The 20,655-nt window shown below is 67.3% G+C and carries 19 protein-coding genes and 2 pseudogenes; 8 read left to right on the forward strand and 13 right to left on the reverse strand.

Annotation, left to right across the window (positions count from 1 at the left end):
• Positions 1-311: pseudogene (locus tag VHB27_RS01405) on the reverse strand (hypothetical protein); the annotation flags it as partial.
• A gap of 113 nt (positions 312-424) precedes the next feature.
• Here VHB27_RS01405 and VHB27_RS01410 point away from each other — a divergent pair.
• Both VHB27_RS01410 and hemW read left to right on the forward strand, forming a co-directional pair.
• Positions 425-1,834 carry a tetratricopeptide repeat protein gene (locus VHB27_RS01410; RefSeq protein ID WP_325596951.1) on the forward strand — a complete coding sequence of 470 codons (1,410 nt, stop codon included), beginning with the start codon at positions 425-427 and terminating at the stop codon, positions 1,832-1,834.
• A gap of 122 nt (positions 1,835-1,956) precedes the next feature.
• Complete coding sequence (gene hemW, locus VHB27_RS01415) at positions 1,957-3,126, forward strand: radical SAM family heme chaperone HemW (protein ID WP_325596955.1); 1,170 nt, start codon at positions 1,957-1,959, stop codon at positions 3,124-3,126.
• A 1-nt stretch (position 3,127) separates the two neighbouring features.
• Here hemW and VHB27_RS01420 read toward each other — a convergent pair whose 3' ends face one another.
• Positions 3,128-3,394, reverse strand: a complete 267-nt coding sequence (locus VHB27_RS01420) for a DUF2312 domain-containing protein (RefSeq protein ID WP_325596958.1) — start codon at positions 3,392-3,394, stop codon at positions 3,128-3,130.
• Positions 3,395-3,656: 262 nt separating this feature from the next.
• Here VHB27_RS01420 and VHB27_RS01425 point away from each other — a divergent pair, with 262 nt between their 5' ends.
• Positions 3,657-4,745 (forward strand): PA0069 family radical SAM protein, encoded by a 1,089-nt coding sequence (locus tag VHB27_RS01425; protein WP_325596986.1) that lies wholly within the window; start codon positions 3,657-3,659, stop codon positions 4,743-4,745.
• A gap of 112 nt (positions 4,746-4,857) precedes the next feature.
• On the opposite strand, the gene VHB27_RS01430 is transcribed toward VHB27_RS01425, so the two are convergent.
• The gene (locus VHB27_RS01430) at positions 4,858-5,313 is read right to left on the reverse strand and encodes a MaoC family dehydratase (RefSeq protein ID WP_408903948.1); all 456 of its coding nucleotides are present in this window, start codon (positions 5,311-5,313) and stop codon (positions 4,858-4,860) included.
• 193 nt (positions 5,314-5,506) lie between these two features.
• Between VHB27_RS01430 and VHB27_RS01435 the strand changes: the two genes are divergently transcribed.
• The gene (locus VHB27_RS01435; RefSeq protein ID WP_325596960.1) at positions 5,507-5,656 is read left to right on the forward strand and encodes an entericidin A/B family lipoprotein; all 150 of its coding nucleotides are present in this window, start codon (positions 5,507-5,509) and stop codon (positions 5,654-5,656) included.
• Positions 5,657-5,853: 197 nt separating this feature from the next.
• Here the strand turns inward: VHB27_RS01435 and VHB27_RS01440 are convergent.
• The 6 genes and pseudogenes from VHB27_RS01440 to VHB27_RS01465 all read right to left on the reverse strand — a co-directional run.
• Positions 5,854-6,231 (reverse strand): annotated as a pseudogene (locus VHB27_RS01440) (MerR family transcriptional regulator); the annotation flags it as partial.
• Between the two features lie 49 nt (positions 6,232-6,280).
• Complete coding sequence (locus tag VHB27_RS01445; protein ID WP_325596962.1) at positions 6,281-6,592, reverse strand: integration host factor subunit alpha; 312 nt, start codon at positions 6,590-6,592, stop codon at positions 6,281-6,283.
• Positions 6,593-6,698: 106 nt separating this feature from the next.
• On the reverse strand, positions 6,699-7,673 hold the full coding sequence (locus VHB27_RS01450; protein ID WP_325596964.1) for a beta-ketoacyl-ACP synthase III: 975 nt from the start codon (positions 7,671-7,673) through the stop codon (positions 6,699-6,701).
• A 10-nt stretch (positions 7,674-7,683) separates the two neighbouring features.
• Positions 7,684-8,838, reverse strand: coding sequence for a phosphate acyltransferase PlsX (gene plsX, locus VHB27_RS01455; RefSeq protein WP_408903950.1), 1,155 nt, complete (start codon positions 8,836-8,838; stop codon positions 7,684-7,686).
• Complete coding sequence (gene rpmF, locus VHB27_RS01460) at positions 8,825-9,028, reverse strand: 50S ribosomal protein L32 (RefSeq protein ID WP_325596968.1); 204 nt, start codon at positions 9,026-9,028, stop codon at positions 8,825-8,827. Before rpmF ends, plsX begins: the two co-directional genes overlap by 14 nt.
• Positions 9,029-9,220: 192 nt before the next feature.
• On the reverse strand, positions 9,221-10,924 hold the full coding sequence (locus VHB27_RS01465) for an AMP-dependent synthetase/ligase (protein WP_325596970.1): 1,704 nt from the start codon (positions 10,922-10,924) through the stop codon (positions 9,221-9,223).
• Between the two features lie 85 nt (positions 10,925-11,009).
• On the opposite strand from VHB27_RS01465, the gene VHB27_RS01470 reads away from it, so the two are divergent.
• Positions 11,010-12,779: a M3 family oligoendopeptidase gene (locus VHB27_RS01470; RefSeq protein WP_408903949.1), complete on the forward strand. Its 1,770-nt coding sequence runs from the start codon at positions 11,010-11,012 to the stop codon at positions 12,777-12,779.
• A 117-nt stretch (positions 12,780-12,896) separates the two neighbouring features.
• On the opposite strand, the gene VHB27_RS01475 is transcribed toward VHB27_RS01470, so the two are convergent.
• The 4 genes from VHB27_RS01475 to pgeF all read right to left on the reverse strand — a co-directional run bounded on the left by VHB27_RS01475 (position 12,897) and on the right by pgeF (position 17,163).
• Complete coding sequence (locus VHB27_RS01475) at positions 12,897-13,997, reverse strand: aminotransferase class V-fold PLP-dependent enzyme (protein ID WP_325596972.1); 1,101 nt, start codon at positions 13,995-13,997, stop codon at positions 12,897-12,899.
• 198 nt (positions 13,998-14,195) lie between these two features.
• On the reverse strand, positions 14,196-14,981 hold the full coding sequence (locus tag VHB27_RS01480) for an SDR family NAD(P)-dependent oxidoreductase (RefSeq protein ID WP_325596974.1): 786 nt from the start codon (positions 14,979-14,981) through the stop codon (positions 14,196-14,198).
• 81 nt (positions 14,982-15,062) lie between these two features.
• Positions 15,063-16,358: a hypothetical protein gene (locus tag VHB27_RS01485; RefSeq protein WP_325596976.1), complete on the reverse strand. Its 1,296-nt coding sequence runs from the start codon at positions 16,356-16,358 to the stop codon at positions 15,063-15,065.
• 43 nt (positions 16,359-16,401) lie between these two features.
• Positions 16,402-17,163, reverse strand: coding sequence for a peptidoglycan editing factor PgeF (gene pgeF, locus VHB27_RS01490; protein ID WP_325596978.1), 762 nt, complete (start codon positions 17,161-17,163; stop codon positions 16,402-16,404).
• 278 nt (positions 17,164-17,441) lie between these two features.
• Between pgeF and VHB27_RS01495 the strand changes: the two genes are divergently transcribed.
• The 3 genes from VHB27_RS01495 (at position 17,442) to VHB27_RS01505 (ending at position 20,593) form a co-directional block, all read left to right on the forward strand.
• A complete protein-coding gene (locus VHB27_RS01495) occupies positions 17,442-18,326 on the forward strand; it encodes a 2-dehydro-3-deoxygalactonokinase (protein ID WP_325596980.1) in 885 nt (294 codons plus the stop codon).
• Between the two features lie 21 nt (positions 18,327-18,347).
• Entirely contained in the window at positions 18,348-18,983 is a 636-nt protein-coding gene (locus VHB27_RS01500) for a 2-dehydro-3-deoxy-6-phosphogalactonate aldolase (protein WP_325596982.1), read from the forward strand.
• A 371-nt stretch (positions 18,984-19,354) separates the two neighbouring features.
• On the forward strand, positions 19,355-20,593 hold the full coding sequence (locus VHB27_RS01505; RefSeq protein WP_325596984.1) for a calcium-binding protein: 1,239 nt from the start codon (positions 19,355-19,357) through the stop codon (positions 20,591-20,593).
• Positions 20,594-20,655: the final 62 nt, after the last annotated feature.

Here is a 20,655-nt window from a genome sequence, read left to right on the forward strand (position 1 = left end):
GCCGTATCGGGCTGGGCGGCCAGGGCGATGCGCAGGCCTTCCGGCAACGGCCGCCCGGCGGTGCCGGGAAGCCAGGTTGCCAGGGCGGCGAAAGCGCTGGTCCGGGCGGCGCCGAACGTGGCGGCGATGCCGTCCCTGGCCAATCCGTCGCCGGCGAAACCGTCCCAGAGCAGTGCGACGGCGCCTTCGAAGCCGTGGCGGACGACGAGGGTCGGCAGGTCGACGCCGCGGACCCAGACCATGCCGTTGGCCTGATCGGTCATGCTCAGGATGGTCTCCGCCGCGATCACCCCGTCCAGTCCAATGGCCATGCCGATCTCCTGTCTTGCCGCCAGCGCGGGCATAGGCGGTCGAGACGGTGCGCGCCAGGGGACGCTGCCGGTCGTTAACCATCCGGTAAGGGGTTGCATGCGATGGGATGCGCATGCCGGACGATATCTATGTCGATGCCCTGACCACCCTGCGGGATGGCGATCCGGCCGAGGCGGCCGATCTGCTGCTGCGGGCGCTCCGGCGGCAGCCGGGGCACGCGGGCATAAGGCGCAACCTGGTGCGCGCCCTGGTCGCCGCCGGCCGTTTCGCGCAGGCGCTGCCGCACGCCGATGCGGCGCTGGCCGCCGATCCGCGGGACGCGGAACTCCATTTCCTCCGCGGCACGACGCTCAATGCGCTGGGATTTCCAACCAGGGCCTGCGCGGCGTTCCACAACGCCGTGATGCTGAAGGCGGAGCATGCGCCGTCCTGGCTGAACTGGGGCAACGCCTCGGCTGACCTGGACGACCTGGACGCGGCCGAGGCGATGTACCGCACCGCCTTGTCCTTCGACCCGGCGTTGCCGGAGGCGCAGGCCAGCCTGGGCTATGTGCTGACCCGCCAGGGACGGCTGCCGGAGGCGATCAAAGCCTGCAACGCGGCGCTGCGGTCACGGCCGGAGATGGCCGAGGCCCACTGGAACAGGGCGATCGCGCTGCTGCTGAGCGGGAACCTGCCGGCGGGATTCGCGGCGTATGAATGGCGGAAACGCCACCCTGCCTATCGCGGGGCGTTCCCGCCTTTGCCGGCGCCGGAATGGGATGGACGCGCCTTGGAGGGGCGGACCGTTCTGGTGCGGGGCGAACAAGGGGCCGGCGACGCGATCCATTTCGCGCGGTTCCTGGCGGCGATCCGGGATCGCGGCGGCCGGCCGATCCTGGCCTGTGGTCCTGCGCTTGTGCCGGTGATTGGACTGATGCCAGGAACACAAACCTGCGCTTGGAGTGAGTCCGTTCCGCACGATGTCTGGATCGACCAGATGAGCCTGCCGTTCCGGCTGGGAATCACGGAAGCCTCGATCCCCGCGGCCGGCGGCTATCTCACCGCCGATCCGGTGCGTGTCGCCGCTTGGGCGCAGCAGCTTGGACCAGGACGCCATGTCGGCCTGGCGCTGGCCGGCAATCCCGCGAACCCGACCAATCATCGCCGTTCGGTCCCCGCGGCGCTGATGCGCGCCTTGCCCGCCATCGACCGCGTGCGCTTCGTCAGCCTGCAGCACGGCTCGGCCGCGCGGTCGCTGCCTTTGTCGGACCTGACCACCGCGTTGCCGGACTACGCCGAGACGGCGGCGCTGATCGCCGCGCTGGACCTGGTGATCAGCGTGGATACCTCGGTCGCCCACCTGGCCGGCGCACTTGGCAAGCCGGTCTGGCTCCTGCTGCCCGCCGACCCCGATTGGCGCTGGATGCTCGGACGTTCCGACACGCCGTGGTATGCCTCTATGCGGCTGTTCCGGCAGGACCGGCGCGGTGACTGGGCACCGCTGCTGGAGCGGGTCTTCGGCGAACTGACCACCTGGTAACGCCGCACCGGCCGGGCGCCGGAAGCATGCCTGCACCCGTCATGCATCGGACCCACGGTGATTCCGCCCGGGGCCATCGCGCCCTATATACCGCGCCTGTCCCGCGCCGAGAGTCGATCCGTTTGTCCCCATCCCAGTCCGCCGATCTGGCGCTTTATGTCCATTGGCCGTTCTGCCTGGCCAAGTGCCCGTATTGCGACTTCAATGCCCATCCGCACACCCGCATGGACGGCGACCTGTTCGCCCCGGCCCTGCGCCGCGAGCTCGCGTCCGAAGCCAGCCGCGTCGGCCGTCGCCGGCTGACTTCGATCTTCTTCGGCGGCGGCACGCCCAGCCTGATGAGGCCCCGCGCGATCGGCGCGCTGATCGACGACGCGGCGCGGTTCTTCGATATCGCCCCGGGCATCGAGATCACGCTGGAGGTCAACCCCACCCGCCTGGCGCTGGACTCCCTGGCGGGCTTCCGGCTGGCTGGCGTCAACCGGGTTTCGATCGGCGTCCAAAGCCTGGACGATGCCGCCTTGCGCGTCCTGGGACGGGGCCATTCGGCCGCCGAGGCGATCGTGGTGATCCGCGCGGCGCGGCGGCTGTTCCGGTCCGTATCGTTCGACCTGATCTACACACGGCCCGGCCAAGACCGACGCAAATGGTCTCATGAACTCCGAGCGGCTTTGGCCATCGGACCAGACCATATTTCGCTCTATCAACTGACGATCGAGCCGCAGACGGTGTTCGAAGTCCTGCACCGGCGCGGCCGCATCACCCTGCCGGAGGATGAGGTCGCGACCGCGCTGTACCTGGATACCGAAGCCCTCTGCGCCGCCGCGGGCCTGCAGCCCTATGAGGTGTCGAACTACGCTCGACCCGGCTATGAGAGCCGGCACAATATCGGTTACTGGCGCTACGCCGACTACGCCGGCATCGGGCCGGGCGCGCATGGACGGCTGGCCCTGGACGGCCAGTTGCACGCCACGCGCCGCCACCGCGCGCCGGAAATGTGGTTCGAGCAGGTGCGGCGGATCGGCAACGGGTTGGGCACGGACGATGTCCTGACCCCCGAACAGACCGGGCCGGAGGCGCTGCTGATGGGGCTGCGGATGCACGAGGGCATCGACCTCGCCCGCTTCCGCGCGCGCACAGGCTGCGGGATGGAGTCGTTCGTCGACCCCGTCATCCTGTCGGAATGCATCGCCGAGGGCTACCTGACGCTGGCCGACAGCCGTCTGCGCGCCACCCGTGACGGGCTGCTGCGGCTGAACGCGGTGTTGGACCGGCTACTGGACCGGGACTGACCTACATCCCCAGCGCACGCCGATAGATGTCCAGCATGGTCTCCTGCTCCTCCACCTCGGCCGCTTCCTGCTTGCGGATGCGGATGAGCTGGCGCAGCACCTTGACGTCGAAGCCGGCGGATTTGGCTTCCTGGTAGATGTCCTTGATATCGGAGGCGAGCGCCTTCCGCTCCTCCTCCAGCCGTTCGATCCGCTCGACGATGCTGCGCAGGCGATCGGCCGCGACGCCGCCGGTCTTGATGTCTTCTTCGGTGATCGCCTTGGCCATGCGCTTGTCCGCTCCCTCATTGTGATGGGCGGGCGGCAATAGCTTCGCGGGCGGCGGCGGGTCAATGGGGAAACCGAAGTTCATATTGTGTTCTTGACAGTGCCAAGGCCCGCATGAGATGTTCGGATCGAACAGACATAGAACGGATTCCCCCCGAACGAAACCCAGTCCAGCGAGGAACGGGATGGATATCGAGATCGACCGCGACGCCGTCGAAGCGCTGAACAAGGCGGGCCTGCCGGATGCCGCACCGGCCGTGGCGATGCCGCGGGCGCGCGGGTCGGGACGCGGTGCCATCGGCAATCCGCCGGTGCGCTTCGATTCGCAAAGCAGCGAGGCGTTCGACGACGGCTGGAGCACCCTGGAAACCGATATCGGCGAGTTGCCGCGCCTGGATACCACGCTGACCCGCGATACCAGCAGGTCGGTGATAAGCTGGAACACGTCCCCCGACATCGGCTTCGACCGAGCGGTGAACCCGTATCGGGGATGCGAGCACGGATGCATCTATTGCTATGCTCGGCCGACGCACGCCTATCTGGGTTACTCGCCCGGTTTGGATTTCGAAACGAAGCTGATCTACAAGCCGGATGTCGGCGAACTGCTGGAAAAAGAGCTGCGCAGGCCCGGCTATGTGCCGCGCACCATGGCATTGGGATCGAACACGGATCCTTATCAGCCGGTCGAGCGGACGTTGAAACTGACCCGTTCGGTGTTGGAGGTGCTGGACCGCTACAACCATCCGGTTGGGATTGTAACCAAATCCTCCGGCGTGCTGCGCGATCTCGACATCCTGTCGTCGATGGCGAAACGAGACCTCGTGCGCGTCCACATCTCGGTCACGACCCTGGACGCCCGGCTGGCCCGGGTGATGGAGCCGCGGGCGGCGACGCCGGCGCGGCGGCTGCACGCGATTGCCGAACTGACGCGGGCCGGCGTGCCCACGGGCGTATTGGCGGCGCCGATGATCCCGGGCCTGAACGATGCCGAAATGGAGAAAATCCTCGACGCCGCCTCCCGCGCCGGCGCACGGCATGCGGGTTACGTCCTGCTGCGGCTGCCGCACGAACTGCGGGAGTTGTTCGAAAGCTGGCTGCACGAACATTTCCCCGATCGGGCGCGGCATGTGCTGAGCCTGGTCCGGCAGACCAGGTCGGGCGGGCTGAACGATCCGCGTTTCCATCACCGGTTCACCGGCCAGGGCGTCTATGCCGATCTTCTGCACCGGCGCTTCGCCCGTGCGATCCGCCAGCACGGGTTCGACGAGGCGCGCAGTCAGCTCGACTGCGGCCGCTTCGCCTTGCCGCCGGACCCGGCCACGGCCGGATCGTTGCAGATGTCACTGTTCTGAGCGGGAGCCGGAGGCGGCTCCTCTCCCGCCGCGCGGCGGCGCGCCTGGTCCTTGCGCTTCAGCAGGTTGGCCCGCAGCGCCGCCGCCTCCCGTTCCATGCGGTCGGGGCGCTTCATGCGGTGGGGCGCTTGCGCATCATCGCCTGGCGGCGGCACAGGGCGACCATCTCGTTGCGCTGGTTCCAGCCAGTGTGTTCGAACTCGACGATCCCGACCTCGGGGCGGGAGCGGCTTTCGCGCATCGTCAGGACCTTGGTCCGGGCACGCAGCGTATCGCCGTGAAACACCGGCTTGGGGAATTTGGTTTCAGAAAAGCCGAGGTTGCCGACCGTCGTGCCGATGGTCGTATCATTCACACTGATACCAATGATGAGACCCAGGGTGAAAATGGAGTTCACCAGGGGCCGCCCGAACTCGGTCCCGGCAGCGAAGTTCGCATCGAGGTGCAATGGCTGCACGTTCATGGTCAGGGAACTGAACAGGACGTTGTCCATCTCTGTGACGGTGCGGGTCCAGGGATGTTCGAACTCCTGCCCGACAAAGAATTCTTCGTAATACAGTCCCGCCATGGCGGCTTCCTCCGTTGCGTCGGCGCAGTCAAACGGATTCCCCTGCGTAAGCCAAGGGCGGCCATGAAGACGGGTCTGCAGGCCTCAAGGGCTCGTGAATTCAACTACCTATGAGATGGCGTTCCGTTCACTTGTTACGCCTTGGTGCCGTCCCGACGTAGCCCGCTGTTAAACGATCCGAAAGGAATCATTCATGCGAGCGACATCGCGCCTGTTCCTCCTGATCGCCGTCCTTCTCACGGCCGCATCGACCTTGACCGCCTGCAACACGACGGAGGGCGCCGGCAAGGACTTGAGCGCGGCCGGCCAAGGGCTGAGCAACGCGGCGGAAAAGAACAAGTAAGCGAAAGGGGGTGGGACGGAACGCCCGCCCCCTTACCGCCCCCGGTGCAACAGCGTCCGGATCGCCTCCAGTTCCCCCAACACGTCTTCCAGCGCCTTTCGCATCCGCTGCTCGTCGCTCTCGGCACGTGGTCGCATCGGCAGGCGTGCCGGGTCGGGGGCGGGCGGCGGGGTTAGTTCCAGGTTCAGGAACAGTGGCGGCGGCTCCTCCGCCTCCCCCGGGCCGGCGCGTTCCTCGGGGGTTGGGGGCGGGATGTCGTCGGACAGCAGCCCGCCGCCCTCGCGCAGCAGGCGTTGCACGCCCTTGATCGTATAGCCTTGAGTATAAAGCAGATCGGCGATCCGCCGCAGCAGCTCGATGTCGTCAGGCCGGTAATACCGGCGCCCGCCGCCGCGCTTGAGCGGCCGGACCTGCGGGAACTTCGTTTCCCAGAACCGCAGGACATGCTGCGGGATGTGAAGTTCGTCCGCTACTTCACTGATTGTCCGGAAGGCGTTGGGCGCCTTCTTGGGGCGCATCCGGGATTTCGGATCGCTATCAAAATCACTGGGATCGTCGCTCACTTGCAGATCCATCGGCCGCTTTCATCCCAAGGGTTACCCCAAAGGGCCGGCGGCGGCGCGATCATTCGTCGTCGCCTGATCCGGGCGCCGTCCCATTCACGTGCGCCTTCAGCACATGGCTTGGACGAAAGACCAGGACGCGGCGGGGCAGGATGGGCACTTCCTCCCCCGTTTTTGGATTGCGCCCGATGCGGCGCCCCTTCTGTCTGATAGAGAAAGTCCCGAACCCACTGATTTTAACAGATTCACCTTTTTCAAGATGAGTCGCGATGCGATCGAGAACGTCTTCCAGCAACGCAGCGGACTCGTTCCGCGAGAGCCCAACCTGCGTGTAGATCATCTCAGCTATGTGGGCACGGGTGATCGTCAGCATCGACTGACGCTATGCAGATCGTGCCGGCCCGTCAAGATTACACGCGAGAAAATCTTAGCATTCAGGGGTTTGCGGCATTTCGTGCGGTTTCGATCAGAGCCGCGTGTCAGAACCGCACCAGGGCCGATCCCCACGTCAGGCCGCCGCCCAGCGCCTCCAGCAAAACCAGGTCGCCGGGCTTTACCCGTCCGTCCGTGCAGGCCTCGGCCAGCGCCAGGGGAACCGACGCCGCCGACGTGTTCGCATGCCGGTCCACCGTGATCACCACCCGCTCGGGCGGCAAGTTCAGCTTGCGGCCCATGCCGTCGATGATCCGCAGATTGGCCTGGTGCGGCACCAGCCAGTCGACGTCCGCTCGGGTCAGGCCATTGGCGGACAGGGCTTCGTCCACGGCCTCGGCCAGGCGGGTGACGGCGTGGCGGAACACCTCCCGCCCGTTCATCACCAGATGGCCCGGCTTGTCGGGTTGGCCCACCGCGCCGTCGACATACAGGATGTCGCCCAGCGTGCCTTGGGCGTGGATATGGGTCGACAGCACGCCTTTGTCCCCCGCCTCGCTGACGGGCACCGCACGCAGGAACACCGCCCCCGCACCGTCGCCGAACAGCACGCAGGTGCCGCGGTCCTGCCAGTTGAGGATGCGCGAATAGACCTCGCTGCCGATCACCAGCACCCCGCGTGCCTGGCCTGACTTGATCAGGCTGTCGGCCATCGACAGGGCATAGATGAAGCCCGCGCAGGCCGCCGACAGGTCGAAACCGAAGCCGCGCGTCACGCCCAGCGCCGCCTGGATACGAAGCGCGGTGGCGGGAAACGCCTGGTCGGGCGTGCTGGTCGCCAGCAGGATCGCATCCACGTCGGCCGCGGTCGCGCCGGCGGCGTTCAGTGCCTGCCTGGCGGCGGCGACGCCCATGAAGGCGGTGGTCTCATGCGTCGCGGCGAAGTGCCGCTGGCGGATGCCTGTGCGCTCGCGGATCCAATCGTCCGACGTGTCGATCGTCCGCGACAATTCGTCGTTCGTGACGATGCGTTCGGGCAAATAGCCACCGGTCCCGGCCAGGATGGAACGGAACGACATCATGCCTCCCTGCTCAGGCGGGTGCGAGATGGGTATCGCCGGCCGTCCCCGGCGGCGCATCGCCGGGACCCGCGCCCACCGACGCGACCGGCTGGGCCTCGGCGGTTCGGTTCTTGTCGAGCGCGATCCGAGCGAGGTCTTCCCGGATCCGGTCGTTGAAGCGATGGACGACCATGTCCATGGCCACGTCGATCGCGTGGGCAAAGCCCTGCGCGTCGGTGCCGCCATGCGACTTCACCACCACGCCGTTCAGCCCGACCATCACCGCACCGTTGTAGCGCCGCGGATCGAGCCACTCGCGCAGCCGGTCGAGACCCGGACGGACCAGCAGATAGGCGATCTTGGCGATGATGCCGGAGGTAAAGACCTGCCGCAGCAGTTCCCCCATCAGCTTCATCGCCCCCTCGCCCGTCTTCAGCGCGACGTTGCCGGTGAAGCCGTCGGTGACGACGACGTCGGTCGTGCCGGCGGTGATGTCGTGGCCTTCGACGAAGCCGTGGAACTGCGGGCCGATATGGCTGGCGCGCAGGATATCGGCCGCCTCGCGCACCGTCTCGTCGCCTTTCAGCTCCTCGGACCCCACGTTCAGCAGGCCGATGCTGGGGGCGGTCAGCCCCAGGACCGTGCGGGCGAACACGTCGCCCATCACGGCGAACTCGACCAGGTTGCGGACGTCGCACTGCACGTTGGCGCCAAGGTCGAGCATCACCACGTCGCCGCGGGCCGAGGGACCGATCGCGGCCATGGCCGGACGGTCGATGCCGGGCAGCGCCTTCAGCACGATCTTGGCCAGCGCCAGCAGTGCCCCCGTGTTCCCGGCCGAGACCACGCCTGCGGCCTCCCCGCTCGCGACCGCGTCGATCGCGATGCGCATGGAGGATTTCCGGCTGCGCAGCGCGGCGGTCGGCTTCATGTCGTTGGAAACGACCTCGGTCGTGTGGCGGATCGTGCAGGCGGCCTTGGCGCGCTTGTAGCGGGCCAGCAGCGGCGCCAGCAGCGCTTCGTCGCCGACCAGCAGGAACTTCGCGGCCGGATGACGTTCCGCCGCGTATTCCAGGCCATGCACGACCATGTCAGGCGCCCGGTCGCCGCCCATGGCATCCACCGCGAGGGTGAAGGGACCGGTCACGGGCGCGTCCGTTCCGCGCAGTGCGTTAGAAGCGGACAGCGCCCCGCAGCGCCTTGCCGGCCCCGACGACCTCGCGTCCGCCGTAGTAGCCGCAATGCGGGCAAACGTGATGCGGCCGCTTCGGCTCGCCGCAATTGCCGCACTCGATATGCGCCGGCTTGCTCAGCGCCTCGTGGCTGCGGCGCATGCCCCGCCGGGACGGGGAGGTTTTTCTCTTCGGTACGGCCATCGGACCGGGACCCCTCATAAAAACCCGGCGCGCGTCGGGCTGGAATGGCCGCAACGCGTGTCCGGGGTTGGACGGAAACGTGAGCGGCGCCGTCTAGCAGAGCGGCCCGAGCATCGCAATGGCTGATCGCGGTAAACGCCTGTTTCATCGGCGCGCTTTTCTCACACCAGGCCCAAGGTTCGTGCATTTCGTTCAATGCAATCGCGCCAGCGTCTCGGCATTCGCTCGCAGCACCAGTATCCGGCGGATTTTCTGGGATGGGGTCAGCAAGCCATTCTCCACGGTGAAAGCCGGAACGATCGCGTGCCTGCGAATCCGCTCAGTGACGGATAGTCGCATATTAGTCCTGTTTACGGCGATGGCCACTGCCACATCGTCGTAACCCTCCGCCGGAACCAGCAGGGCGCACAGCCCGCTACGCCCATCCCCGGCCACCACGGCCTGCGCGATTCCGGCCTCCGCCATCAGCATGCCCTCGATCTTCGCCGGCGAGACGTTTTCCCCGCCGGACAGGACGATCATGTCCTTCTTGCGGTCGGTGATACGCAGATAACCCCGGTCCAGTTCGCCGATGTCCCCGGTGTGCAGCCAGCCGTCGCGGATCGCGGCGGCGGTGTCCTCGGGCCGGTTCCAGTATCCGTCCATGACCAGTCCCCCGCGTACGAGGATTTCCCCGTCCTCGGCGATCTTCAGGTCCACGCCTTGCAGCACGGTGCCGACCGTATCGATGCGAATCGCATCGGGGGGATTGGCGCTGATCACCGGCCCCGCCTCGGTCTGGCCGTAGCCCTGCATGATCGGAATCCCCAAAGCGAGGAAGAACCGCCCGACCTCCGGCTCCAACCTGGCGCCTCCGGACATCGCGGCGATCAGCCGGCCGCCGAAGCGGGCCCGGACCTTGGAGCGGACCAGGCGGTCCAGCACCAGGTCCAGCAGCCGTTCCCACAGCGTCAGCGGCGTCTTGTCGATCCGCTTCAGGCCGATCGCCAGCGCGCGGTCGAACAGCGCCCGCCGCCACGGCTTCTCCCGCCCGACCTGCGTCAGGACACGGGCGCGGATCACCTCCAGCACCCGCGGCACCGCCGTCAGCAGCGTCGGACGGACGGTCAGCATGTCGGCGGCGAGGTGCTCGACGCCGCGGCAATAGACGATCTCGGTGCCGATGCTCAGCAGGAAGAACTGGCCGACCGTATGCTCATAGCTGTGCGAGAGCGGCAGGTAGGACAGGTAGGTCTCGTTCTCCAACTTCAGCGGGCGGACCAGGTCGAACGCGCCGGCGCAGTTCGACAGGATGCAGCGATGCGGCAGCATCACGCCCCGCGGCGCGCCGCCGGTGCCGGAGGTATAGATCAGGCAGGCCAGCGCGGTCGGCGGGATCAGCGCCGCTTCGGCCGCGATGTCGCCAAACGGGCGCGGATCGGCCACCAGGCTGTCCCAGGCCACCGTGCCGGCAGGCGGCGAGTCCATCACGATCAGGCGTTCCAACCCACCCAGCGGCTCCGCCGCCGCCCGGATCCGCGCGGCGAGGTCCGCGTTGGAGACGATGGCGACCCGCGCGCCGGAATCACGCAGCAGATGCGCCTGGTCCGCCTCCGTGTTCGTCGTATACGCCGGGACCGGCACTGCTCGGATCGCCATCAGCGCCGTCTCGGCGATGGGGTATTCCGGTCGGTTCTCGGCGCACAGCAGGACGCGGTCGCCGGCCGAGATCCCGGCGGCGCGCAGGCCGCGGGCGCAGGACGCCGCCATCCGGCCGAACGCCCCCCAGGTGATCCCGCGCCATTCCCCGTCGCGGAACACGCGCAGCATCGCCTGTTCGGGCCAGGCATGCGCCCGGTCGAACATCATCGCGGCCAGGTTGGGCCAAGTGGGGTAGATCTTGGTCAGGGTCCGCACGCATCCTCCGGCAGCCCTTTGACGCAGGCTGAGGGTCGCTTACATGACGCGTTAGCGTTTTTCCGCCAAGGACCGAGATCGCCCAATGAACGATATGAGTGCCGCCGCCGCGCTGCCCGAGTGGGACCTTTCCGACCTCTATCCCGGGCCCGACAGCGCCGAGGTGAAGGCGGACATGGAACGTGCCGAACGCATGGCCAAGGCGTTCGCATCCTCCCACGCCGGGACCCTGGCGGCGCTGACCGGCCCGGCGCTGGCGGCGGTGATCGGGGAATACGAGCGGATCCAGGAGCTGCTGGGGCGCATCGCCTCCTACGCGCAACTGCTGTTCGCCGGCGATTCCACCGATCCGGCGATCGGCCGCTTCTACCAGACGGTCAATGAGAAGGTGACTGCGGTCGGCAGCGACCTGATCTTCTTCTCGCTGGAACTGAACCGGATGGACGACGCGCTGCTGGAGGCCAAGCTGGCGGATCCGGCGCTGGCGCATTACCGCCCCTGGCTGCGGGACCTGCGGGTGTTCCGCCCGCACCAGCTTTCGGACGACCTCGAACGGCTGACGCATGAGCGCGACCTGACCGCCAGTGCCGCCTGGGTCCGGCTGTTCGACGAGACGGTCGCCGCCATGCGGGTCAAGCTGGGCGGGGAGGAACTGACCGTCAGCGCCACGCTGAACAAGCTGTCCGACCGCGACCGATCGGTGCGGGAGGCTGCCGGCAAGGCCATCGGATCGGCCTTCGGCGAGCGGATCCGCCTGTTCTCCCTGATCACCAACACGCTGGCGAAGGACAAGGAGATCGAGGACACCTGGCGCCATTATCCCCGTCCCGGCAGCTTCCGCAACCGCGCGAACATGGTCGAGGACGAGGTGGTGGACGCGCTGGTGACGGCGGTCCGCGGATCCTATCCGCGTCTGGCGCACCGCTATTACAAGATGAAAGCGAAGTGGCTGGGGTTGGAGAAGCTGCAACACTGGGACCGCAACGCGCCGCTGCCGAACGACGACGACCGGCGGATCGAGTGGCCGGATGCGCGCAAGCGGGTGCTGGACGCCTATGCCGCGTTCAGTCCCGAACTCGCCGATGTCGGCCGCCGCTTCTTCGACCGGCCCTGGATCGACGCGCGGTTGCGCCCCGGCAAGTCGGGCGGCGCCTTCGCGCATCCGACGGTGCCGTCGGTGCATCCGTACCTGCTGCTGAATTACCACGGCAAGACGCGGGACGTGATGACGCTGGCGCACGAGCTGGGCCATGGGGTGCACCAGGTGCTGGCCGGGGCCCAGGGCCCGCTAATGTCGGGCACGCCCCTGACCCTGGCCGAGACCGCCAGCGTGTTCGGGGAGATGCTGACCTTCCGCGCCCTGCTGGACAGCGCGGACCCCAAGCAGCGCCGCATCATGCTGGCGGCGAAGACCGAGGACATGCTGAACACCGTCGTCCGCCAGGTCGCGTTCTACCAGTTCGAGACGCTGCTGCACGACGAACGCCGCGGCGGGGAGCTGATGCCCGAACGGATCGGCGAACTATGGCTGCAGGTGCAGACCGAGAGCCTGGGTCCGGTCTTCGAGTTCACGCCTGAATACAGCGTGTTCTGGAGCTATGTGCCGCATTTCATCCACTCGCCGTTCTATGTCTACGCCTATGCGTTCGGGGATTGCCTGGTGAATGCGCTGTACTCGGTGTTCCAGAACGGGCATCCGGGGTTCCAGGCGAAATACCTGGACATGCTGCGGGCCGGCGGGACGAAGCGGCACAAAGAGCTGCTGGCCCCGTTCGGCCTGGATGCGTCGGATCCGGCGTTCTGGAACAAGGGGCTGGACGTGATCTCGGGGTTCATTGACGAGCTGGAGGCATAGGCAGCAAGGGCGCCCGTCACGGCGCGCGGAGGCCCGCCGTCCACGACCCACCCGTGCATCGACACCGCCAGGCGTAAATGGCGGGCCTTCGCCCGCCGTGACGGGATCGATGCCGCATCACCCTGCCGCCAGCGCGGCCACCGTACGCTCCACATCCGCCAGGCTGTTGTACCCGTGGAAACTGACCCGCACCCTGCCCTGCCCGTTCCAGGCGTAGACCCCTCGCCGGAACAGCCGCTCCACGATCCCAGCCGCGTCGGGTGAAGTGAAACACACGCTTGCTCCATGCCGTTCCGGCGACCGGGGTGTCGTCAGCACGAACTGCCGCTGGCTCAGCTCGTCGTGCAGCGCCTGGGTCAGGGTCTGCACATGCGCCTGCACCTCCTGCATGTCGTACGCGGACAGAAACGACAATGCGCTGTTCAGCACATAGATCGGGCAATGCGCCGGGTTGCCGCGGGTGAAGCGCATCGCGTCGGCGCGCAGCAGCGGCGTGGGATCATAGCCTCGGCTGCCCGGGGCGAACGAGTACCACCCCGCCGATGCCGGCGCCCAGGCCGGTTGCCGGGTCCGGTTCCAATAGGCGATCGCGACCCCGGTGATGCCGAGCATCCACTTGTAGCAGGCGGAGAAGGCGAAATCGGCGAGCGAGGCCTCGATCGGCAGGTAGCCCGAGGCCTGGGTGAAATCCACCACCAGTATCGCGCCCAGCTCATCCGCCCTGGCCCGCAACGCGCGCAAATCGGTGCGCTCCCCGGTCAGGTAGGAGACATAGCTGGCGGCGATGATCCGTGTGCTGGCGTCAGCGGCTTTGACCAGCCGGTCAGGCTCCGGGCCGCGGGCCTGCAGCAGGCGGACCGGCGGGTCGCGCCGCAGCGCGATGGGACCGACGACCGACGGGTACTCGTCCGCATCGATCGCGATCGACTCCCCCGGTTTCCAATCGAGGCTTTCGGCGACGATCGAGACGCCCTCGGCCACGTTGCTGACGAAGCCGATATCGCCGGCCTGAACGCCCCAGAGCCGAGCGACGTCGGCGCGGGCGGCCTCGACCTGCGCGTCTTGCGCGGAACGGCCGGGGAAGCCCGAGGATTTGTCGGCGAGATATCGCAGCATCGCGGCGTCATGGCTGCGCAGGGCCGCGGTCTCGCCGCCGGCGCAGACATGGGTGACACCGGGCGGAAGGTGGAAGGCTGCGTGGGGGAAGAGCGGGTCCATGCGGACAGACTAGGTCCGGCAGGACGCGGCGGCCAAGCGGACATGTCTCGCTTGACGCCAGCCTGTGATCGATCAGGATCCGGGAGATCGCCCACATGATCGGCATCGGCATGCCGAGGTCGCCGTCGCGCGGGCGGGCTGACGATCATCACCGATGATACGATCTTCTCGTCCTGCGGCGTTCCGCCGCCCCGGTTATCAGTCGTCGTTCGAAATGACCGTGCCGGTGGTCGTGCCGCCGTCGATGACGATCGTCTGCCCGGTCACGAAGCTGCCGGCGGCCGAAGCCAGGAAGATCGCCGCGCCCGCGATCTCGTCGGGTTCGCCGATCCGTTGCAGCGGCGTATCCTTGGTGCGCTTGCGGTACAGTACCGGATTTTCCCACAGCGCCCGGGCGAAATCCGTCCGTACCAGTCCTGGCGCGATCGAGTTCGCGCGGATGTTCTTCGGTCCCCACTCCACGGCGATGTTCCGCGCCAACTGCATGTCCGCCGCCTTGGAGATCGCATAGGCGCCAAGCTGCGGCGAGCCGCGCAGACCGCCGATCGAGGAAATGATGATCACCGACCCGCCGCCGCGCGCCACCATGTGCGGGATGGCCATGTTCGCGAGCTGCACGTTGCCCCGCACATTGGCGGCCATCACCCGGTCGAACGCCTCGTCCGGCATGCCGGCCGCCGGTCCCATGTAAGGGTTGATGCCGGCATTCTCCACCAGGATGTCGATCCCGCCGCATTCGGCGACGGTGCGGTCGACCAGGGTCTGAAGCTCCTCTTTCCGGGCGATGTGGCAGGGGATGGCGACCGCCTTGCCGCCCTTTTCCCGGATGCCGGCGGCGACGGTCTCACAGACGTCCGCCTTGCGGCTGGAGACGACCACGGTCGCGCCGTGTTCGGCCATGCGGGTGGCGATCGCCAGGCCGATGCCCTTGGTGGAACCGGTAACGATCGCAACCTTTCCGGTCAGGTCGAACAGTGACGACATCTGGCGCTTCCCCCTTTTTGTGCCCGCAAGCCGGAGGGAATTATGCGGCGGCGGCGATAGGTCGTCTACGGCGTGCTCGTTCTATGGCGTGGTCGTCGTCTTTTTCTTCGTTGCGTGATTCCCGGTCGCCTTCCCGTGCGCCTCCTTTTCAGCCGTCTTCCCGTGCGTCGCATGTTCGGACGACCTGGCCGTCCCATGCGGCGTCTCGACCGACCGGTGGTGGACCGCTCCCGGCTTCGTGGCGACGTGATGCTCGTGACGCGGCGCGGCCGTTTTCGCCTGGACGGGACCGCCGGTCGCCGCCGACGACCGTGCTGGTCCGGTGACGGACGGGTCCGCGGCGGTGGCCGCGATGTTTGTGACGGGCTGGCCGCCCACCCCGGCGGCCGTCCCTTGGGCCACCCCCTGGCTTGCTCCTTGAGCCGCCGCACCGGGGGTCGCCGCACCGGCCGACCCGCCTGCGGTCCCGTTGGCCGCGTCCGCCGGATCGGGTTCCCGGTCCGACTGGCGCTTGATCACGTCGTTGACGCCGTTGGACGCCTCTGTCGCGACGACCACGGCGATGTCGCCCCAGTAGTGGTCCAGCGTGCCGGCCGGGATTTCATTCAACTGCACGACCCGCCCGCGTTCCTGGCCCGCCGGGTTCTGGACGCTCCATTGTATCTCCACCCGTTCCTTATGGTCGGCGATCGGAACCACGGCCACCGTGCCCTTCACGATGAAGTCCGCGCTGGTGGGAGTCGTCAGCACCACCGGCCCCAGCACCGCGAGACGCGCGCGCATCTGTTTGGTCAGCGCGTCATCGCCGTCGCCCGGCGCACCCGTCACCTCGGCGACCATGACGCGGGCCGCGCGATTGTAGAGGCTGTTGGGATCCGCCTTCTCGTGCGCGATCCGGATGCTGGTCAGCACCGCACCGATCCGAGGCGCCGCCTCGGCTGCGACCTGCTGCATCAAGGCCGGCGGCGCCTTGGCCCATTCGGCGGTGGGGATCGGCTCGCCCACCGCCTTGCCCTCTTCTTTCCCCTCCGGGCTGATGACGCTGAATTCCGGCTGCACCGTGTTGCCGGTCTCGGTGGCCTTGGTGATCAGCTTCCAGTCCGACTTCTTCGGCGTGCGGACCATGGCCGGCACCTCGACCGCCTGCAGTGCCGTCGCAAGCTGCTTGGCCAGGTCCTGGTTGGCCTGGTCGGACAGCAGCGTGTCCGAACCCGGTGCGACCGCCAGCAAGGGCGCGGGGGGCTTGGCCAGCCGGCGGGCGGTCGCCCCCGGATTGCCCAGGAACGGTTCCGGGTAGTCCCCGCAGGAAGACAGTCCAAGGCAGATGGCCAGCAGACAGATTGGCAGGAACACCCTGCCCAGGACTCGCTCGATCATCCGGCGGCTTGAAGCAGATGGCGGCGCGCGCCGGAAGGGGGTTTCACGGCAGACTGATAGCCGAGATCTGATGGCCGATCGGTCCGGCTTGCGCCAGCGTACGGCGGCGGTGGCTGAAGAACCGCGCCTCATCTGCCAACGTATCGCAACCGGTGATCGTGACCTGGGTCACACCCGCCTCTTGCAGTCGCATGGCGCAGTATCCGGCCAGGTCGAACTGCCAGCGATCCGCCCGCTGCCCAGACCCGAAAAATCGCTCATGCCCGGCATCGTGGGCCAGCACCTCGGCACGCAGGTCCGGCCCGACCTCATAGGACGCCTGGCCGATACAGGGGCCGATCGCCGCGGCGATGGCCTCCACCCGGGCGCCGAGGCGCTGCATGGCGGTCAGGGTGGACTCGATGATGCCGCCGACCGCGCCGCGCCAACCGGCATGCGCCGCGCCGATGACGCCGGCCGAAGCGTCGGCGAACAGGACCGGCGCGCAGTCGGCGGTGACGATGCCCAATGCGAGACCCGGCCGATCGGTGACCATCGCATCCGCCGCCTCACCTGCCCCGACCGCCCAGGGGTCGGTGACCGTCACTGTCCGGTCGCCATGCACCTGCCGCAGGCCCAGAAGCCGATCCATCGGCAGGCCCAGGCGGTCGGCGACCAAGGCCCTGTTGCGCATGACCGCGTCCCGGTCGTCCGGACTGCTAAGGCTACAATTTAAGGATGCAAATGGACCCGAGGACACTCCACCGCGGCGGGTGAAAAATCCATGCGGCATCTGCAAACAATCCACAGTCAGGGCTTCCGCCATCAGGCGACTCCGGAATCGGGCAAGGGGCGCGGCTTGATACGGCGTCGGCCGCTCGGATGCACGTGTTGCTTCACCGATCACGCTGCGATGCAGCATCGCGGCGGGATCGGCCTGGTTGATCGGACCGCTGCCGACCTGTCCCCACCCCTTGCTTGAACCCACTCTCCTGAAATCACTCTCTCCCCCAATCACTCTCCCAATCACTCTCCCAATCACTCTCCCCTGGGCCAATCGCGCCGACCTGCATTATGCTGGACGCGAAAGCGGGAGGAATCACCATGATCGGCGTCGATTGGGGCACCACGCGCTTCCGGGCGTTCCGCATCGCGCACGACGGCGCGATCCGTGACCGCCGCACCAGCCAGCGCGGCATCATGAATGTTCCGGACGGCCGCTTCGGCGACACGCTGCGCGAGGAGATCGGCCCCTGGCTGGCTGCTGGGGAGGAGCATGTCCTGCTCTCCGGCATGATCGGCAGCCGCCAGGGCTGGAGAGAGGCGCCCTACGCCCCCTGTCCGGTCGGCCCCGCCGAACTTGCCGCCGGGTTGAGCGATATCGGCTTCGATTGGGCACGGGTGAAGCTGGTGCCCGGCGTGTCGGGTCAGGACGATTCCGGCATCGCCGAGGTGATGCGCGGCGAGGAGACGCAGGTGATGGGCGTCGACCCCCTGCTGCGGGACGGGGGCATCGCCTGCCTGCCCGGCACGCACTCCAAATGGGTGCGCGTGCGGGATGGCCGGATCACCGGGTTCGCGACACACATGACCGGCGAGACCTTCGCCGCGCTGCGCGGTCACACGATCCTCGCCCGGATGATGCGCGACGGTCCGTCGGACGGGGCGCCGTTCGACGCGGGCGTGATGCGGTCGGCCGATCCGGGCGGGCTGCTGCACCATCTGTTCGGCGTGCGGGCCGAGACGCTGGCCGGCCGCCTGTCCGAGACCGACGCACCCGCCTATCTGTCCGGCATCCTGGTGGGCCATGAAGTCCGAGCGGCGCTGGCCGGACAGGCTGGGGCGGTGGTGCAGGTGATCGGGGCACCCGAATTGACGGCGCTCTACGCCAAGGCGATCGCGGCCTGCGGCGGTTTCGCCGAACGCCATGACGGGGAGGCCGCGGCCAGGGGTCTCTGGAAGATCGCCGACCACGCGTCATGGTCCTGATGCAGAAGGAACGGTCTCCCCATGGCTGACTCCCATGGCCTCGCGCCCTGGCTGGGCCGCTGCAGGCTGATCGCGATCCTGCGCGGCGTCCGGCCGGACGAGGTGGTCGGAATCACGCTCGCCCTGCAGGCGGCCGGGCTGGCCATCGTCGAGGTGCCGCTCAATTCCCCCGACCCGCTCGCCAGCATCGGCGCATTGACGGAGGCGTTCGGGGACCGGTTGCTGATCGGCGCCGGCACGGTGATGTCTCCGGCCGATGTGGCCGCCGTCGCGAAGGCGGGCGGGCGGCTGATCGTCACCCCGCACGCCGATGCGGCGGTGGTGCGGGCGGCGAAGCAACATGGCCTCCTCGCCGTCCCCGGCTTCTTCACCCCCGCCGAGGCCTTCGCCATGCTCGATGCCGGGGCGGACGCGCTGAAGCTGTTCCCCGCGGAGGGCGCGAACCCGGCGATGCTGCGGGCCATGCGGGCGGTTCTGCCGGCCGGGACACAGGTCTTGCCCGTTGGCGGGATCGAGGCCGGCAACATGCAACCCTGGCTGGCGGCAGGTGCGGCCGGCTTTGGCGTCGGATCGTCGATCTACAAACCGGGCGACAGCGCCGAAGTGGTAGCCGGGAAGGCCGCCCTGTTAGTGCAGCGCATCATCACAAGTTCGTGATTTTGCCGCCGTGAGTGGCGACTGGATGGGATTCCTCCCATTTTTGATTGTTTCTAAATCTACACTTCAAGTGTCAATCGGAAACAAATGGGGCTGTCTATTACGGAATACCTCTAAATGTGTTACTTTGATTTAAAGCGTGTGTAATTTCGATCTCATACACGTAACACAAGAGAAAATGGTGAGATCGCAACATAGTGTACAGTCTGGCCCTGTAATCAAATCCGCTCCGGTTGTGCATTCGTCCCAAAATTTCGATTTCCGGTTGGGGAAACGGTAATAATCCTGCGCTCGAACCTCGTCCGATTGCATGAGAGAGTTCCTCCACGACCACGGCGCATCCCGCGTCCCAGGATGGAGGATCACCCGTTATGGTTTCGTCCGTTACAGTTACCGGTACTGGCAATACGCCGATCACGCTTAACTTCGATTCTACAGCGAACTTTATTCTAGCGCAGCAAGTCGCAGCCAAGATCAACAGCGAACTCGCCTCGGGGAAGCTGGTAGAGACGCTCGATACCAATGGTCCTCCGACCCCGCCTCCCCCGGGGACCTCGGGCGCTTATGTCCAGTCGGTCTCGCCCCTCGTCGTGCTGCCCCATTCGTATACCGTCGATCTGGTCACCAAGCCTGGCCAGGCGATCGTCTTCGGCTCCGGCGCCAGCAACGAGATGATCCTGTCGGGCATCGAGACCAGCCTGACGTTCATCGCGGTGTCGGGTTCGGGGACGGTGGTCGCCGGCGGCGGGAACGATCGGTTCTTGACCAGCGGCAGCGGGGCCTGGTCGCTGAATTCCGGCAACGGCAATGATTTCATTGTGGCATCGGGAAGCGGCAATGATTCCGTCGCTGCCGGCGGCGGCCACAACGCGATCATCCTGGGCTCCGGCCAGGACGTCGTCACGTCGGCCGGCGACGATACGGTGGTGGCCGGATCCGGCGCCGAGACCATCGACGCCACGTCGTCGAAATCGATCTTCGTGGAGGGCGACGCCAGCAAGCTGCTCTTCCTGGGCGGCCAGGGTGGCGCCACGGTCGTCGGCGGCGCGGGCAGCGACACGTATTTCGGAGCCACCGGGCCAACCGGTAAGCAACTCGTCATCGGCGGCAGCGGAGGCAACAACTTCCTCGTGGCCGGCGACGGCGCGGCGACGCTGGTGGGCGGCGGCAAGGGCGACCAGTTGTTCGCCACGGGCAGCGCGGACCAGCTTCTGGTCGCCGGCAAGGGCGCCGAAACCCTCTCCGCCGCCGCATCCTATGGCAACGTCACGCTCGTCGGCGGTTCCGGTCATGACCTGCTGATTGGTGGGATCGGCAACGATACGTTTGTCGGCGGGTCAGGTCACTCGACCATCCAGGCCGGCTTCGGGTCGAACGTGTTCGAATTCGTCAAGCAGAACCACCACGACGGCGGCAACACGCTGGTCACGGGTATTTTCGACCCCAACGACATCAAGATCAACCTGCAGGGCTACGGCCCGCACGAGGTTGACTACGCGTTGTCGCATCAGACAGTCCATAACGGGTCCGTGACCGTCTCCCTGACCGACGGCACCAAGGTCACGTTCCAGGACGTCACGTCACTGCACGCGTCCAACTTCACCCGATAGGCGGACGCTGGCTCTAGGCCGCGGACCACCGGACCCCCGTCCGGTGGCCCGCAGTTTTATGT

This window comes from Rhodopila sp. (assembly GCF_035548235.1).
In the GTDB taxonomy this organism is placed as follows: Bacteria; Pseudomonadota; Alphaproteobacteria; order Acetobacterales; family Acetobacteraceae; genus Rhodopila.